At 63.9% G+C, this 16,226-nt stretch carries 17 protein-coding genes; all 17 read right to left on the bottom strand.

What is annotated here, in order from left to right:
- Window positions 1–8: 8 nt before the first annotated feature.
- The 17 genes from AC3WRD_RS01200 to AC3WRD_RS01120 are packed head-to-tail and all read right to left on the bottom strand — an operon-like array spanning window position 9 to window position 16,222.
- Window positions 9–1,244, bottom strand: coding sequence for a beta-ketoacyl-ACP synthase (locus tag AC3WRD_RS01200; protein WP_102620195.1), 1,236 nt, complete (start codon window positions 1,242–1,244; stop codon window positions 9–11).
- On the bottom strand, window positions 1,244–1,972 hold the full coding sequence (fabG, locus tag AC3WRD_RS01195; protein ID WP_102620194.1) for a 3-oxoacyl-ACP reductase FabG: 729 nt from the start codon (window positions 1,970–1,972) through the stop codon (window positions 1,244–1,246). Before fabG ends, AC3WRD_RS01200 begins: the two co-directional genes overlap by 1 nt.
- Window positions 1,965–2,429 carry a hotdog family protein gene (locus AC3WRD_RS01190; protein WP_102620193.1) on the bottom strand — a complete coding sequence of 155 codons (465 nt, stop codon included), beginning with the start codon at window positions 2,427–2,429 and terminating at the stop codon, window positions 1,965–1,967. Before AC3WRD_RS01190 ends, fabG begins: the two co-directional genes overlap by 8 nt.
- Window positions 2,426–3,622: a beta-ketoacyl-[acyl-carrier-protein] synthase family protein gene (locus tag AC3WRD_RS01185; protein WP_102620192.1), complete on the bottom strand. Its 1,197-nt coding sequence runs from the start codon at window positions 3,620–3,622 to the stop codon at window positions 2,426–2,428. The genes AC3WRD_RS01190 and AC3WRD_RS01185 overlap by 4 nt, the downstream gene beginning before the upstream one ends.
- Window positions 3,619–4,101: a hypothetical protein gene (locus AC3WRD_RS01180; RefSeq protein WP_096819905.1), complete on the bottom strand. Its 483-nt coding sequence runs from the start codon at window positions 4,099–4,101 to the stop codon at window positions 3,619–3,621. Before AC3WRD_RS01180 ends, AC3WRD_RS01185 begins: the two co-directional genes overlap by 4 nt.
- Entirely contained in the window at window positions 4,101–4,826 is a 726-nt protein-coding gene (locus tag AC3WRD_RS01175; protein ID WP_102620191.1) for a class I SAM-dependent methyltransferase, read from the bottom strand. Before AC3WRD_RS01175 ends, AC3WRD_RS01180 begins: the two co-directional genes overlap by 1 nt.
- A complete protein-coding gene (locus AC3WRD_RS01170; RefSeq protein WP_102620190.1) occupies window positions 4,823–6,070 on the bottom strand; it encodes an NAD(P)/FAD-dependent oxidoreductase in 1,248 nt (415 codons plus the stop codon). Before AC3WRD_RS01170 ends, AC3WRD_RS01175 begins: the two co-directional genes overlap by 4 nt.
- Window positions 6,057–7,217 carry a cation:proton antiporter gene (locus AC3WRD_RS01165; RefSeq protein ID WP_102620189.1) on the bottom strand — a complete coding sequence of 387 codons (1,161 nt, stop codon included), beginning with the start codon at window positions 7,215–7,217 and terminating at the stop codon, window positions 6,057–6,059. The genes AC3WRD_RS01170 and AC3WRD_RS01165 overlap by 14 nt, the downstream gene beginning before the upstream one ends.
- Entirely contained in the window at window positions 7,214–9,553 is a 2,340-nt protein-coding gene (locus AC3WRD_RS01160; RefSeq protein WP_102620188.1) for an MMPL family transporter, read from the bottom strand. The genes AC3WRD_RS01165 and AC3WRD_RS01160 overlap by 4 nt, the downstream gene beginning before the upstream one ends.
- The gene (locus AC3WRD_RS01155) at window positions 9,537–10,139 is read right to left on the bottom strand and encodes an outer membrane lipoprotein carrier protein LolA (protein ID WP_102620187.1); all 603 of its coding nucleotides are present in this window, start codon (window positions 10,137–10,139) and stop codon (window positions 9,537–9,539) included. The genes AC3WRD_RS01160 and AC3WRD_RS01155 overlap by 17 nt, the downstream gene beginning before the upstream one ends.
- Window positions 10,136–10,561 (bottom strand): acyl-CoA thioesterase, encoded by a 426-nt coding sequence (locus AC3WRD_RS01150; protein ID WP_011332100.1) that lies wholly within the window; start codon window positions 10,559–10,561, stop codon window positions 10,136–10,138. The genes AC3WRD_RS01155 and AC3WRD_RS01150 overlap by 4 nt, the downstream gene beginning before the upstream one ends.
- Window positions 10,554–12,098: an HAL/PAL/TAL family ammonia-lyase gene (locus AC3WRD_RS01145; protein WP_102620186.1), complete on the bottom strand. Its 1,545-nt coding sequence runs from the start codon at window positions 12,096–12,098 to the stop codon at window positions 10,554–10,556. The genes AC3WRD_RS01150 and AC3WRD_RS01145 overlap by 8 nt, the downstream gene beginning before the upstream one ends.
- Window positions 12,079–13,026 (bottom strand): lysophospholipid acyltransferase family protein, encoded by a 948-nt coding sequence (locus tag AC3WRD_RS01140; protein WP_102620185.1) that lies wholly within the window; start codon window positions 13,024–13,026, stop codon window positions 12,079–12,081. Before AC3WRD_RS01140 ends, AC3WRD_RS01145 begins: the two co-directional genes overlap by 20 nt.
- The gene (locus AC3WRD_RS01135; protein WP_102620184.1) at window positions 13,023–13,757 is read right to left on the bottom strand and encodes a glycosyltransferase family 2 protein; all 735 of its coding nucleotides are present in this window, start codon (window positions 13,755–13,757) and stop codon (window positions 13,023–13,025) included. The genes AC3WRD_RS01140 and AC3WRD_RS01135 overlap by 4 nt, the downstream gene beginning before the upstream one ends.
- A complete protein-coding gene (locus AC3WRD_RS01130) occupies window positions 13,750–15,429 on the bottom strand; it encodes an acyl-CoA synthetase family protein (RefSeq protein WP_102620183.1) in 1,680 nt (559 codons plus the stop codon). Before AC3WRD_RS01130 ends, AC3WRD_RS01135 begins: the two co-directional genes overlap by 8 nt.
- Window positions 15,426–15,971 (bottom strand): COG4648 family protein, encoded by a 546-nt coding sequence (locus AC3WRD_RS01125; RefSeq protein WP_096819894.1) that lies wholly within the window; start codon window positions 15,969–15,971, stop codon window positions 15,426–15,428. The genes AC3WRD_RS01130 and AC3WRD_RS01125 overlap by 4 nt, the downstream gene beginning before the upstream one ends.
- Window positions 15,968–16,222, bottom strand: a complete 255-nt coding sequence (locus AC3WRD_RS01120) for an acyl carrier protein (RefSeq protein WP_007909503.1) — start codon at window positions 16,220–16,222, stop codon at window positions 15,968–15,970. Before AC3WRD_RS01120 ends, AC3WRD_RS01125 begins: the two co-directional genes overlap by 4 nt.
- Window positions 16,223–16,226 lie beyond the last annotated feature (4 nt).

Here is a 16,226-nt window from a genome sequence, read left to right as displayed (position 1 = left end):
GACCTGAATTAATTCGGTTGCGTCCAGCGGCGGAAGATCAGCGAGGTGTTGACCCCGCCAAACGCGAAGTTGTTGTTCATCACGTAGTCGTGGTGCATCTGGCGGAATTCGCCGCGCAGGTAATCGAGCTTGCCGCAGTGCGGGTCGACTTCGTCGAGGTTGAGCGTGTGCACGTACAGGTCGCGATTGAGCATTTCGATGCTGAACCAGGACTCCAGCGCACCGCAGGCACCCAGGGTGTGGCCGAGGAAACTCTTCTGCGAGCTGATCGGCATGCGTTCGCCGAACAGGCTGCTGGTGGCCAGGGTTTCGGCGATGTCGCCCTGCTCGGTGGCCGTGCCGTGACCGTTCACGTAACCGATGGCGTCAGGCGTCAGGCCCGCGTCTTCCAGTGCCAGCTCCATCGCACGGCGCATGGTGACCTGCTCCGGACGGGTGGTGTGCTGGCCGTCGGCGTTGCTGCCAAAGCCGACGATTTCGGCGTGAATGTGCGCACCGCGAGCCAAGGCGTGTTCCAGTTCTTCAAGCACCAGCATGCCGCCGCCTTCGCCGATCACCAGGCCGTCGCGGCCCTTGTCATACGGACGTGGCGAGGTTTGCGGCGCATCGTTTTTCAGGCTGGTGGCGTACAGCGCGTCGAACACCATGGCCTCGGTCGGACACAGCTCTTCGGCACCGCCAGCGAGCATCAGCGGCAAACGACCGAATTTGATCGCCTCGTAGGCATAACCGACGCCCTGGCTGCCACTGGTGCAGGCGCTGGACGTCGGGATCAGGCGACCGGTGAGGCCGAAGAAGATGCTGATGTTCGCCGCCGTGGTGTGCGGCATCATCCGCACGTAGGAGTTGGCGTTGAGGCCTTCGGCCACCGAATTCAGCAGCATGTTGCCGAACGCCTTGATCTCGTCGGTGCTGCCGGTGGACGAGCCACAGGCCACGCCCATACGGCCGTCCTTGATCGTTTCGTCGCCGAGCAGGCCGGCATCGGCCAAGGCTTTTTCAGCCGCGCCGACCGCCAGCCGCGAGACCCGGCCCATGCTGCGCAGTTGTTTGCGGGTCCAGTGCGCCGGCACCAGAAAATCGTCGATGGGCCCGGCCAGTCGGGTGTTGAGTTCGCTGAAGCGATCCCACTCGTCCATCCGGCGGATGCCGCTGCGGTTGGCGGCGAAGTTGCCGGCGATGGTGTCCCAGTCGCTGCCCAGCGAGGTGATGCCGGCCATGCCGGTGACGACAACGCGCTTCATCAGCACAAGCCTCCGTTGACTGCCAGCACCTGGCGGGTGATGTACGACGCTTCCGCCGACATCAGGAAATTCACCGCACCGGCCACTTCTTCCGGCGTGCCCATGCGTTGTGCCGGGATCATTTTCATCAGTTCTTCCACCGGCACGTTTTCATCGAGCATGGCCGTATCGATCAGGCCGGGAGCAACACAGTTCACCGTGATTTTGCGCTTGGCCAGTTCGATCGCCAACGCCTTTGCGGCACCGATCACACCCGCTTTCGAGGCGCTGTAGTTGACCTGGCCGCGGTTGCCGATCAGCCCCGAGACCGAGGTGATACAAACGATGCGACCGGCGGCGCGGCGGCGGATCATCGGCATCATCACCGGGTGCAGGACGTTGTAGAAACCGTCGAGGTTGGTGCGCAGCACCACGTCCCAGTCGTCGTCGCTCAGGGCCGGAAACGCGCCATCGCGGGTCAGTCCGGCATTGAGCACCACGCCGTAATAGGCGCCGTGGGCTTCGACATCGGCTTCGAGGATGGCTTTGCAGGTTTCGCGGTCGGCGACGTCGAATTGCAGGATGCGCGCATGGCGCCCGAGCGCTTCGATTTCGGATTTCACCGCTTGTGCCTCGGCCACGCCGCTGCGGCAATGCAGGACGATGTCGTGACCAGCCTGAGCCAGACGCAGGGCAATTGCGCGGCCGATACCGCGACTGGAGCCGGTGACCAGTACGAATTCAGTCATCGTTCGACTCCTTCAATTGTTCAAGATATTGCGCCGCGTGCGGCGGGCGGAACACGTTCAGCCGGGCGCTGGCTTTGATGCCGGGCGCATTGATGTGGCATTCGAACACGCCCATGCCGTTGTCGTCTTCCAGCGAGCGGATGCCATGGATAGTCAGTTCACAACCGACCGGAAACGCCTCGACATTGCATTCGAACTTGCGGGTGCCGAGCAGAAAGCCCAGCTCCACCGCATTGCCCTTCTGCCGTGCATGGCAGCCAGCGAATGCAGCGACGCTCTGTGCCATCAACTCGACGCCGACCCACGCCGGCAGGCTGCCGTCGGGCAGGTTGAACAAACCATCGGGTTTGACCGTCAGGGTGGTGTGGATCTGCTCGTCGTCAAAGCTCAGGATCCGGTCGATCAGAATCATGTCGCCAGCGTGGGGCAGCAATTCGGCGAGCGGCCAGTCATTCATGGGGCGTCTCCGATAATCAGGCTGACGTTATTGCCACCGAAGGCAAACGAGTTGCTCATCAGGTAGCGGGGTGCAATGGACGCCAGGCGCTCGCTCGCGGTCACCCACTTCAGCGCTGGCAGGTCCGGATCGGCCTGGCCGTCCCAGACGTGCGGCGGCAAGGCGTGGTCGGGGTTGTCGGCGCTCAGGCTCAGCCAGCAGAACGCGGCTTCCAGTGCACCGGCAGCACCGAGGGTGTGGCCGGTCATCGGCTTGGTCGAGGAACACGCCACACCCTGCGGGAACAGCGTGGAAACGGCCAGGCTTTCCATGGCGTCGTTGTGCAGGGTGGCGGTGCCGTGCAGGTTCAGATAACTGATTTGCGTGGCTTGCAGCTGCGCGCGATCCAGCGCCTGTTGCATGGCTTGCAACGCGCCACGGCCAGACGGTTCTGGTGCAGAAATATGGTGCGCATCGGAGCTGGCGCCAGCGCCCAGCAGGGCAATGGCCGGGCCGTCGCCGCGCTGTTTGCTCATCACGAACAGCACTGCGGCCTCGCCGATGTTGATGCCGTTGCGGTTGGCCGAGAACGGATTGCAGCGCTCGTCGGACACCGCTTCCAGCGACGAGAAACCGTTGAGGGTCAGCTTGCACAGGCTGTCGACACCGCCGCACAGCACCGCGTCGCACAGCCCTAGATCCAGCAGGCGCCGGGCGCTCATCAGGGCCCGGGCGCTGGAGGTGCACGCGGTGGAAATCACGTAGGTCGGGCCGCTCAGTTGCAGCCAGTCGGCGAGGAACGTCGCCGGGGCGCCGAGTTCCTGTTGCCGATAGTCGTAATCGGCCGGGAACTGTTGTTCGCGAATGTAATGCGCCAGACCCTGGCTGGCCTCGTCGATGCCCGAAGTGCTGGTGCCGAGCACCACGCCGACGCGGTCGGGGCCATAGGTCTGAATGGCGGCGTCGATGTCGTCGCGAATCTGCAACGCGGCTTCCAGCAGCAACTGATTGTTGCGGCTCTTGTGCGCCGCCATCTGCGGCGGAACAGGCGCCAGGTCACCGTGCACTGCGGCCACCGGCAACTCGCGTTCCGGCACCCAGCCCGACTCGTGGCGCATGCCCGAGCAATCGCCGGCGAACAGGTGACTGGCGACTTCTTGCTTGTCACGGCCCAGGGCGCAGATCACGCCGAGGGCGTTGAGGTAGGCGGTCATGGCGTCGATTCACCTAAGGGAGAAACCCGATACTGCGGGCCTTGGGGCAGGTTCAATTCGAAGCTCAACGGTTGTGCGTAACGGATGTCCCAACGCGCCGGCAAGGAACGTTGCCCGCCGTGTTGCTGCGCGGTGGGGTAATTGCGCGACAGTTCGCCGGACGGTGTCAGGGCGAACAGTAGCGCGGCGAACAACTCCCGGGCCTCCGGATTCGGCGGCAGCAGGCCGTCAGCCTGCCAGCGTCCGTCGATCAGTTGCTGACGGGCCTGGGGAATGCCCAGCGGATCCATCATCGACCAGCGAATGCCCGGGCCCTCGCGCTGGATCACCAGCAACCAGTCCTGACGCTGTTCGGCTTGCTGGCGCTCGATGTGCAATTGCAGCGGCAAGGGCAGCGTAGGGTTATCCACAGGCAGCGGCGCCTGGCTGGCGCAAGCGGTCAGCAGCAGGACGCAGGCGAGCAGCAGAACACGCAGCATCAGACGGCCTCTTCCAGCGGTTTGCGCGCCACGACGTTGACCAGGGTTTCTTCACGCTGGCCAAACGGCTTCGGTTTGCGCAGGCCAAAACGTTCCAGCAGACCAAAATCCTTTGAGCGGCTCCACCACAGGTACGGGTAGGAAACATTCCGCTCGCCGAACTCGAATCCCTGCTGGCGAATCATCTCCAGATACTGCGCCGCACTCTTTTGCACGTGCATCGGATGGCGGAACAACCAACGGATGACCCATGTATCAATGTAAGCCTCGGTGGACTCGGCGAACAGCAGATAACCGCCCGGCTTGAGCACCCGGTAGAACTCGGCCAGGGCTTTTTCCTGCTCCACCAGATGATGGAAGGTCTGGTGACAGAACAGCAGATCGACGCTCGCATCCGGGACATTCAGTGTCGCGCAGTCGCTGCCGATCAGCTCGACGGCGAAGCCTTGGCGCGCCGCTTCCTCAGCGCTCAATTCCAGGCTGTGCGGGTCGGCATCGACGCCGATCAAACGCTGTGGCGCGAAGGTCTGGCGCAGATGGCCGAAGGATTTGCCCTGGCCGCAGCCTGCATCCAGCAGCACCGGGTTGGCCGGCAGCGGTTCGCTGAACAAGCCGCGCAAATCATTGATCGCCACGCGCAGCACATGGTGCTGCCAGGTGTGGCTGCGCAGGAACCAGAAGCCGAAACGGGTTTCCTCGACGTAGCTGTCGCTCAAGTAATTCATGTGTCGTCCCTTGCACAGAGTTCGGAAATCGTCTTCAGCCGGCGGCGCGCTTCGCTGACGAACGGGTTGCGTTCGTCCCAGGCGTAGCCGGCGAGGATCGAGCAGATCATGCGACGGATTTCGGGGGAGCCTTGCTCGTGGAAAATCACGTCCTGGAAGGTGCCGGCGTACCAGCCCTCGACATAGCAGCGGAAGGTATCGACGCCGCGCTTGAGCGGTTCGGCGAACTCGCTCTGCCAATCCACGGTTTCGCCCTGCAACTGCCGGTGCAGCACGCCGGCGGCCATGCTTGCCGAGCGCATGGCGATGGTCACGCCCGAGGAGAACACCGGGTCGAGAAACTCCGCCGCGTTGCCCAGCAGCGCAAACCCCGGACCGTGCAGGGTTTTGACGTTGGCCGCATAACCGCCGAGGGTACGCGCCGGGGTATCCCACACGGCGTTGTTCAGTACCTTGGCCAGACTCGGGGTTTCGGCGATGAAACCGCGCAGGCAGGCGTCGAGATCGGTATCGCTACCCTTGAAATGTTCAGCGGCAGCGACCACGCCCACCGAGCAGCGACCGTTACTGAACGGAATCGTCCAGAACCAGATGTCGCGATGCTGCGGGTGGGTGGTGACGAGGATTTTCTCGCGGTCGAAGGCCGGGTGGTCGATGTGATCTTCGACGTGGGTGAACACGGCCTGGCGCACCGGGAAATTCGATGGAGCTTCCAGATCCAGCAGGCGTGACAGCACGCGGCCGTAGCCGCTGGCATCGAGGACGAAACCGGCCTCGACACGGTACTCGCTGCCGTCTTCGCGACGCACATCGAGTTGCGGATGCGTACGCTCGAAGTCGACGCTGACAATGGCGTCGCCATAACGGATTTCCACGCCTTGCAACGCCGCTTGATCGGCCAGCAGTTTGTCGAAGTCGGCGCGTTGTACCTGGAAGGTAGTCGGTTTGCCGCCGGTGAACGTATCGCCGAAATCGAACGCGCTGTAGCGCTCGCCCCAGGCGAATGCCGCGCCGGTCTTGCGCTGGAATCCGGCCGCGTTCACCGCTTCGAGCATCCCCGCTTCTTCGACGAAATCCAGGCAATGGCTGAGCAGGCTTTCGCCGATGGAGAACCGTGGGAAATGCTGGCGCTCGATAACCAGCACGTCGTGGCCCTTGCGCTTGAGCAACGCGGCGGCGATGGCGCCGGACGGGCCGGCGCCGATGATCACGACCTGACGGGATTCCATTTCAACGATTGGCACGCGAGCTCCTGGGTACGGCAATAGGGTTCAGTGACGCCCGGTGCAGGCCGATGAAGGCCGGCAGCAGCGTCGCGATCAGGCCCATCAGCATCAGCGCAAAGTACAGCGCCGGGCTGATGAGTTGTTGTTGCAACAGCAAATTGAGGAAGACGATTTCGCTCAAGCCGCGAATGTTCAGCAGCACACTTTCGCGCCAGCGGCTGGCGCCTTCGAACGATGCGCCGGCCCAGCCGAGGCCGAGCCAGTTGCCCACGATTTTGCTGGCGACCGGCAACAGCAGCAGTGCTGCCCATTGCGCAGGGCCGAGGCTGGCGAGGGCGCTGTGCACATCGATCTGCACGATGCCAAACGTCAGGATCAGCGGAATCGCGATCCACGTCTGCAAACGGTTCATCCAGCGTGCCGGCAGAGGCAGCACCAACGGCACCTTCAGCGCGGCCATGCACAGCAGATAGCCGATGCCGAAAATCAGCGCATTGAGCTTGTAGTGTTCGGCCAGCACCAACAGCGCAAAGAAACCCAGACTGTAAGTCAGTGGCCGGCGGATGCCGAACACACGCAACAGCAATGGCACGCAGGCCAGCCCCAGCGGCAGCAACAGGCTGCTCAGGTGCAGACTGCCCTGGGCGAGGCCGAACAGGGTCCAGCAAGTCAGGTCGATCAGGATCGCAGTCTGCACCAGACGCCGGGTGGCGGCGGGCGGATAGTCGATATGGCGCAGGTACAGGTACAGCACCGGGATCGCGGTGATGGCGAACACCAGACCGATGGCCAGCGAGTTGATCCACGGTTGCGCCGGCAGCAGCCAGTACGCCGTCGCCAACCCGCAGGCGAACGGCACGGCAAAACTCGGCAGGGCAATTTTCACGCTCTGACGATCCAGGTGCAGGTCGATCACGTCGCTGAGAATGTGCCCGAGCAACAGCGCAAAACTCAGGCTGTAGAGGTTCTTCAGCCAGGCCGGCGCGATCAGTTCGGCACCGCTGAGCTGCCAGCCCGGTTCGATCCAGACGTACATCAACAGCGGCAGCACGAAACTGGCCAGCAGCAACTGGCTGACGATCGGAATCAATCCGAAATATCGACCGACACGGGTGGCCACGGCGAACAACGCCAGGGCCATGACCCAGAAGACAGCGACCATCATGCTGCCGGCTCCGCGACTGTCGCAGCGTGAGCATGACGCCCGGCCCACGGCGCCAGCATGAAACTGAAGGCCAGCCCGAGGCTCACCGACAACCCGAAGTTGCTCACCGCCGGCGTACTCGACACTGCCAGCAGGCCGAACGACAGCCAGGTCGTCAGCGCCGCCAGCAAAGTGCCAAGCAGGCTGACCGCCGCGCCGCCGACCTGCTCGCGCATGAGAATCGCGTAATCGACACTGATCGCCGTCACCAGCAACAGACCGAACAGGCTGAACAGGGTCAGCGGCTGACCGAGCCAGCCGAGGCTGGCCAGGCTGCACAGCGCCGCGAGCAGTGGCAGGGAAACGATGCGCAACGCGCCACCGAGACCGAACGGCAGTATCAGCACCAGCACGATCAGCACGCAGGAAGCGAGTTTCAGTTCGGCGGCGCTGATCTGGGTTTCGGCAAACACCCGGTTCAAGTCACCGAGGCGATCCACCAGCTCCACGCCGGGCAAATCCAGTGCCTGCACCCGCAGCAGCGCCGGGTTGTTCAGGCCTTGCAGGCTGACCATCGCCGCCACGCCTTCTTCGGTTGGACCGAGCCACAAGGTGCGGTAGGGCTCGCCGAGCGGGCCGACGAGTGCGGCGTCGATGTCTTCAGCGGGCAGGGCCTGCAATTGCATCAGTTCGGTTTGCAGGGCTGCCAGCGGTACGCCGACTTCAAGCAGCGGCTGCCAGAATTGCGGCAACTTGTTCAGCGCTTCGCGAACCTGCTGTTGCTGGCTCGGCGGGCTGACCAATTGGTTGAGGGCCAGATAACCCTGCAACTTGTCGAGGTTGACCAGTTGATCCAGTCGTTCGCTGAGGGCCGCCTGGCGCTCCAGCAGTTGCTCCTGGTTTTCTGCGCGCACCAGGAAAAACTGGCTGGTCGGCTGATAACCGGTGATGCGGGCGATGGTCTGCGCCTCATCGGTCAGGTGCTGCGGCGCGCCGACCCATTGGCGGATGTCGTTCTTGCTTTGCAGCTGTACCAGGCCACCGGCGCAGAACGCGATCAGCAGTGCCGCCAGAATCGGTGTGCGCACGTGTTCCAGCAGCATTTCCCGAAGACTGACCATGCGCTCGGCCAGACGCAGCGGCCATTGCGCCGGGCGCAACTCGACGTTGCTCAACAGCGCCGGCAGCAGGCACACCGCGGACAGGTAAGCGCCGAGCAGGCCAGCAGCGGAGAACACGGCGATCTGGGTCAGGGCCGGGAACGGTGTCCAGGCCAGCGCCAGATAGCCGATGGCGCTGGTGATCAGGCTCAGGGTCAGGCCCGACACGGTCAGGCGCAAGGCCGGCCAGCTGCGCCACGGTTTGAGGCTCCAGCTCTTGGACAGATAGTGCAGCGGGTAATCCACTGCCACGCCGATCAGGCTCGAACCGAGCACCAAGGTCATGACATGCAGGTGCCCGAACAGTGCCACGCAGGCCACCGCGCCAAACAGCATGCCCACCAGCACCGGAATGAACGCCAGCAACACCCGCCAGCGGCGGAAGGCGAGCAACAGCAGCAACAGAATGCCGAGGGTGGCGCCGCCGCCGACCCAGGAAATTTCCCGGGTCGCTTGTTGCTGTCCATTGGCCGCGTAGAGCAATCCGCTGGCAGCCAGCAGTTGCACATCGGATTTCGCCGCTTGCTCGCGGCTGTGTTGCAGCAGCGCGGCGACTTGTAGCGGCAGGTTCATGTCGAAGGCGTTGCCGGTGGTGCGCGCGCGCAACAGTACCCAGCTCTTGCCGTCGGCATCGGCAATCAATGCGCCACTGCCGATGTCCAGTTGCACCGCGCCGTGCTGCGGCTGGTTGTTCTGGATGCGTCCGGTCAGGCCCAGCCAGTCGTCCTGGCTCGGCACCAGACTGAAACCGGTGAACGGATCGAATAGCGCCTGCACCCGTTGCTGGATGAAGGCGTCCGGGTGTTCGATCAGCAACTGTCGATCGTCGGCCGAGAGCATCGCCAGTCGCCCTTGCAGCAATTGCGTGCGCAGGGCGGGCAGATCGGCTTGCAGGTTCCACTGTACTTTCTCGAACAGGCCGCTGGCCTGCCATTGCTCGCCCAGAATCTGGGCCATGGCGACGGCTTGCTGGCGATCGGTGTGGCCGACCAATACCAGCATTTCCCGGTTGAGCGGTTCCTGCATGCGTTGTTCGGCGCGCTGTTCGACGGCGTCCGGGTGGGTGCCGGGCACCAGCTCCATCAGGTTCGCCGACAGCGGTGCGCCGTTGCGCCACTGCCAGGCGCCCAGTGCGACGACGGCCAGCAGCAGGATCAGGAACAGCCAGGGCAGCCTGCGTTCACTCGGCAAAGTCATGTTGCTCCGCGTCGCTCAACGGTTGGCCGGCGGTGCTGTCCTGCATGCGCAGCACAGTGCTGTCGCCCTGGGTTTCCAGCAGTTCGATGGTACTCACCAGCGTGCCGCCGGTGATGTTGATCTGGTTGAACACTTGCTTGAGCAGCACCGAACGCGGGGTGAGCGTCAGTTGCCATTTCTGCGCGTCGCCGTTCAGGGCCAGTTCGAAATCCCGTTGCAGGCCGCTGCTGTCGCCTTGCAGCACGGCGAGGAACAGACGGTTCTGTTCGGCACCGGCGCTCTTGCCGGGCAACAGTTGCCAACCGTTGAGGTCACGACGGGCAATGCCTTTGGCGCTGATGCGGTAATCCTGCTGCAGCGGGGTTTTCAACAGCCAGAGCAGGCCGTGGTTTTTGGCGAGGACAAAGCTGCCCTTGCTGATCAGCGGCTGGGGCAGGGCGCGCAGGTGCTTTTCCTGGATGAACTGGCCGTGGATCACGTCCGGTTTCGCCAGTTGATCGCTCAACTGTTGCAGGTCGAAGGCGTTGGCCAGCGACGACAGCCCCAGCAACGCCAAGGCCCCGAGAGATTTCACAAACACATTCATCGCAGCATCCTTTCCACGGCATCGGTGAAGACTTTCGGCGACGCCAGTTGCATCTCGCGGCTGCTCACCTCGACGGCGACCTGCACCGAGCTGGCGCGGGTCAGGCGTTCGCCGGTCTGGGCGTCGGTGATCAGGTAGTGAATCTTCAGGCGGTTTTCCCATTCCACCAGGCTGGCGCGAACGTTCAGCCGCTGGCCGAACACTGCGCCGCGCACGTAGCGCAATTGCAGGTCGATCACCGGCCAGGCGTAGCCCGAGTCGACCATCTGGTTGTAGTTGTGGCCGATCTTGTCGAGCAACGCGCAGCGCGCCACTTCCAGGTATTTCACGTAATGGCCGTGCCAGACGACGTGCATGGTGTCGACGTCAAAGAACGGCACGAGGATTTCCGTATCGGCGTGAAGCACTCCGGCGCTACGCATGCAGCCTCCAGTGTTGTTCGGCGATACGTTGCAGGCACAGGCGCAGTTCGCCTTCCAGGGCGCGGTCTTCGATCACCGGCGGGAAGTCCTGGGCCAGTTGCTCGTGCATGGCAGCCAGCGACGGCGGCAGTGGTCGTGCGTCCTCATCACGGCTGCGCAGCCACACGCCCTGATTGGCCGCGAGCAAGGTGGCGGCGGCGACCTGTTCGGTCAGCTCCAGCACACGAATGGCGTCGCGGGCGGCGATGGTGCCCATGCTCACCTTGTCCTGGTTGTGGCATTCGGTGGAGCGCGAGAAGACGCTGGCCGGCATGGTGTTTTTCAAGGCTTCGGCAGTCCAGGCGCTGGCGCCGATCTGCACAGCCTTGAAGCCGTGGTTGAGCATCGCCCGATCCGCGCTGGCGCCGGACAGGTTGCTCGGCAAACCGTGGTTGTAACGCTCGTCCACCAGCAGCGCGAGTTGTCGGTCGAGCAGGTCGGCGACGTTGGCCACGAGGTTTTTCAGGCTGTCCATGGCGAACGCGATATGCCCGCCGTAGAAGTGCCCGCCGTGCAGCACGCGCTCGGCTTCGGCGTCGATGATCGGGTTGTCGTTGGCGCTGTTGAGTTCGGTCTCGATGAACGAACGCAGCCAGTTCAGGCTGTCGGCCAGCACGCCGAGCACGTGCGGTGCACAACGCAGGGAATAGCGATCCTGCAGACGATGCAGCGGAGCGGTCGGTGCGTCGATCGCCAGATCCTTGCGCAGCCACGCGGCAACCTGCATCTGCCCCGGGTGCGGTTTGGCGGCGAACAGGCGCTCGTCGAAATGCTCCGGATTGCCTTGCAGCGCCACCACGTTCAACGCAGTGATGCGGGTGGCCAGTTGCAGCAGGTAATCGGCGCGGGCATAGGCCAGGCAGGCAAGACCGGTCATCACGGCGGTGCCGTTCATCAGTGCCAGCGCTTCCTTGGGACGCAGCACCAGCGGCGTCCAGCCCAACTCGCGATGCACATCGGCAGCCTGGCGGCGTTCGCCACGGAGCATCACTTCACGCTCGCCGGACAGGGTCGCGGCGACGTAGGACAGCGGCGTCAGATCGCCGCTGGCACCCACCGAACCTTCTTCGGGGATCAGCGGCAGGATGTCGTGTTCGAGGAAGGCATGCAGACGTTCCAGCAGCTCGATGCGCACCCCGGACACGCCGTGGCACAGCGACTGCAAACGCGCCGCCAGCACTGCGCGGGTGGCCTGGGCGTCGAGCAGTTTGCCCAGTCCGCAACCGTGGAAGGTGTAGAGATGACGCGGCAGCGCCTCGACGTGATGCAGCGGCACCGCGACCACGCAGGAGTCGCCGTAACCGGTGGTCACGCCGTAGATCACGCCTTCCTTGTCCAGCAGCGAATCAAGGAACCGCGCGCCTTTGGCGATGCGTTCGCGGTAGTCGGCGTCGCTCTGCAACTGCACGGGCGCCTGACGGTTGGCCAGGGCCAGCACGTCTTCGATGCGCAAAGGGCGTTCGCCGAAGGTTACCGGCTCATGGGTTGGCGTCGTCATCGGTCTTCCAGAAAGGGTAAAAGTTGAACCATTGCTTGGGGGCTTCGAGGCAATAGTGACTCAGGCGTTCGGCATAGCGGGTCGCCCACTGATGAATGACCTGTTCGCGATCGCGGCGTGTCCACGTCACGGCATCGGCGAACGGTTCGAGGGTCAGGCGATAGTGGCCGTCAGGTTGCTTGAGGCACATCAGCAGATTGACTGGGCATTTCAGCAAGCCGGCCAGCAGCCACGGGCCTTGCGGAAATCGCGCCGGATGGCCGAGGAAGTCCACGGTCACGCTGCGCCCGCCATGCAGCGGCACGCGGTCACCGGCAATCGCCAGCCATTCGCCGCGTTCCAGGCGTTCGTGCAGTTGCAGCATGATCACCGGGTCCAGCTCGCTGACCTGGATCAGTCGCAGATTGGTCGCCCCGGCCTCGCCCAGCAAGCGATTGAATTGTTCGGCGTGCTTGGTGTGCACCAGAACGTTCATGGTGACCTTTTCGCCGATCTCCGCCAGCGCCCGGCACACTTCGAGGTTGCCCAGATGCGCGCCCACCAGCATTTGCCCGCGACTGCCGCGCAACTGATCGCGCAACAGCGCCGGGTCGATGATTTCGATCTGCTCGATGCGCAGCTTGCGGTTCCACACGTCGAGCTTGTCGAGGAGCGAATCGGCGAACGCCATGAACTGGCCGAACACCCGCCACAGGCTTGGGCGCAATTCGTGGCGGCCGCTCCAGTCGGCGAGGCGTTGCTGATACTGCCAGGCACTGCGCCGGGCTGTGCGGCCGAACAGGAAAAAGTACAGGACGATGCCGTACAGCAACGGGCTCAGCAGGCGTCGGCCAAGAACCTTGGCGGCGAACGCGGTGAATTTCATCAGCAGAAAGCTGCCGCGCTCTTCGCGGTCGGCCCAGTGCTTCTTGTCGGTCTCGACCGTCATGCGCGCCACCGTCGCCAGAGGATCGCGGGCGAGCGCAGCAACATGCCGAAGAACAGGCGCGTGTGCATGCTCGAAATCAACACGTTGTCGTGGAACATCCGAAAGTGCGACACGCCGTCCAGCGGGTAGTGCACGCTGGTTTGCAGCCAGCGCATCGGCTGGTTGCGCCATGACAGGCGCACGAGGATGTCCGAGTCGAAATCCATGCGCTTGCCGATCCGTGCCGAGTCGATCAGTGCCAGTGTCGGCTCCAGCGGATAGACACGGAAACCACACATCGAATCGCGGATCTGCAGCGACAGGCTGTTGATCCACACCATCACGTGAGTGAGGTAACGGGCGTACAGGCGCCCCTTGGGCACGCTGGCGTCATAGAGCGGATAACCGCAGATCAGCGCACGCGGATGGGCGCGGGATTCTTCGACGAAGCGGCTGACGTCCTGCAAGTCGTGCTGACCGTCGGCATCGACCTGCAAGGCATGAGTGAAACCCAGTCGCGCGGCTTCACGCAGTCCGGTCATCACCGCGCCGCCCTTGCCCTGGTTGGTGGTGAGTCGCACCAGATACACCCGCTCGCGTTCGGCCAGAACATCCAGCACGGCTGCGCAGGATTTGCTGCTGGCGTCGTCCACCAGAATGCACGGCAAGCCTTGGGCGAGCAGGGCCTCGACCACCGTGGTGATCGCGGTTTCGTGGTTGTAGACCGGGATGACCGCGCAAGAGTTATGCATCGCCAGCCCCCAGCAGAATCCGGCCGCTGGAGCAGGTCGCGGTGTCGTTGCGATAGGCGAAATACAGCTTGCCGCGTTCGGCGTCGAAGCGCAGGTGCAACTGGATTTCATCGCCGGGGCGCACCAGTTGCTGGAACTTCAGCACTTCCATCCCGGCGAATGCACCGGACAGGTTTAACAGGTGTCGACCGAGGTTCAACGCCCATTCGACCTGCACCACACCGGGCAATACCGGGGCCTTGGGGAAGTGACCGCTGAAGTAGGCAAGATCCGGCGGCACGCTCAGTTGCAGGCTCCATTCGCCCTCGGTTTCGGTCTGCTCCAGAACTTCCGGTGCCTTCGGACGCGGTGCCAGCAGCAAGGCTTCGACGTCAGCCTGAGGCAACTTGCCTTGAGTGTTCAGCGGCAGTTGTCGCAGCAAGCGCCAGCGCCGGGGCAGGGCGAGGGCTTCGCAATGCTCGCCGAGGTGACGGCGCAGGGTTTCGGTGAGGCTGCGCCGGCCGTGTTCGCGCAGGGCAAACAGACCGGATTCGCTGAGCACCAGCAAGGCACCGAGAGACGCACGGTTTTCCTGCACCACACCGAGTCGCGCTTCGGCGACCCATTCATGGGTGACCAGCGCCTGTTCCAGCATCGGCAGGGAGATACGCTTTTCTTCCAGTTTGACGATCCGGTCCAGTCGCCCGAGCAGTTCGAAACGACCATCGGCCTCGATGCGCGCGGCATCGGCGGTGTGTTCGATATGTCCGGAGGGCAAATACGGCGAGGCGATCAGCAACGCGCCGTCGCCGTCCTGGCTCAGCTCGACCCCGGCGAACGGCTGCCACAGCGACTCGCCCTGACGCCAGGCGATACCGCCGGTCTCCGAGCTGCCGAGGATTTCCGTCGGCCACTGTTGCAAACGCTGGTGCAGGCTTTGCGCGGCATCCGCCGGCAACGCACCACCGGAGGAAAACACCCGGCGCACGGCGCTCAGGGCCGGCCAGTCGAGGTTGTCGCCCATGCGCTTGAGCAGCGCCGGGCTGGCGACCCAGGCGAAGGCCGGGTGCTCGCGACTGGCGCGCTGCATGTCTTCGGGAAAGGCCAGTTGCTTGCGCAGAAACGGGCGTCCGGCACACAGCGGCCACAGCACACGGAACAGCAGACCGTAAATGTGTTGGGTGGCGACGCTGCCGATGATGCAGGCCTCACCGAGATCCATGCCCCACAGTTGCTCGAGGGCTTCGACTTCGTTGGCCAGTTGCCGCAGGGATTTGTCGATGCGCTTGGGTTCGCCGCTGGAGCCGGAGGTGCACAGGCTCAGGCGGCACTGGTCGAGATCCAGTTCGGCGCCGGTCAGTGCGGTGTGCTGCCAATCGCTCAGGTGCGCGTCGTCCGCGTGATCGGTCAGCCACAGGTCGACTTCATGCGACCAGCGCTGGCGGGTCTGCGCTTGCAGATCCGAAGGCAGCAATACGCTGACGCCGGCGCGCCAGGCACCGAGCAGGGCGATCGCCAGTTCCGCGGCATCTTCCAGGTGCACGGCCATTCGCTGCACACCTTTGGCTTGCAGGCCCGCAGCCAGGCTCAGGGCCTGTTCGCGCAGGTGTGCGTGATCGAGTGCCGGCGCGACGGTGATGGCGCGCTGCGGCAGATCCTTGAGCAACAGTTGCTCAAGTTTTATCCAGTTCATGGGCGACCTCTTACCCGTTGTCGTATCAGCCATTCAATGGCAAACATCAGGCCGATCAATCCGTAGGAGATCAGGCCGGTGTACAACATCCACCAGTGCAGCGGCGCCCAAAGGGTCAGCAGGGCCGCGCACAAGCCGTTACAGAAAAAGAACACGCTCCAGGCCACGGTGACCTGGCGGGTGTAGCGGATCGCTTCGGGTGGCAGCTGCGGTTCACGCAAACGCGCCAGGCGCTCGACCATCGGCGGGCCGTATTTCAGGCTCAGGCTGAACAGCATCAACATGAAGCCGCTGATCAGCACCGGGTACCAGCGCAGTAACAGCGGGCTGTCGAACAGCGCCAGCAGCAGGCAGAACACGATCGCCACGCAGGCCATCCACAGGCTGCCGGGCTTGCGCTCGCCGGTCAGCGCACGGGCCAGCCACAGGCTGCCCAGCAGCAGGCCGAACTGCCACGGCGCAAAGTGCTCCATGCCGAAATACACCGCAAAGGGGTACAACAGGCCCGCCAGCAGCAGGCCGAGGCCGATCAGTCGGCTCATGCGGCCGGTTGAACCAGACGGTAGACCGCCTCGACCACGTCGCCGACGGTGCGCACCGACTTGAATTCCTCGGCGGCGATTTTCTTGCCGGTCTGACGCTTGATGTGGTCGATCAGGTCGACCGCGTCGATGCTGTCGATTTCCAGGTCCTGATACAGGTTCGATTCCAGGCTCACACGGGCCGGGTCCAGTTCGAACAGCTCGACCAGGGCATCGCGCAGGGTGTTGAAAATGTCGTCACGAGTTTGCATGGTC

It is taken from the genome of Pseudomonas sp. FW215-R2 (assembly GCF_058789255.1).
Note: the sequence above shows the minus strand (reverse complement) of the source record. Positions and strands in the feature narration are given on the sequence as shown.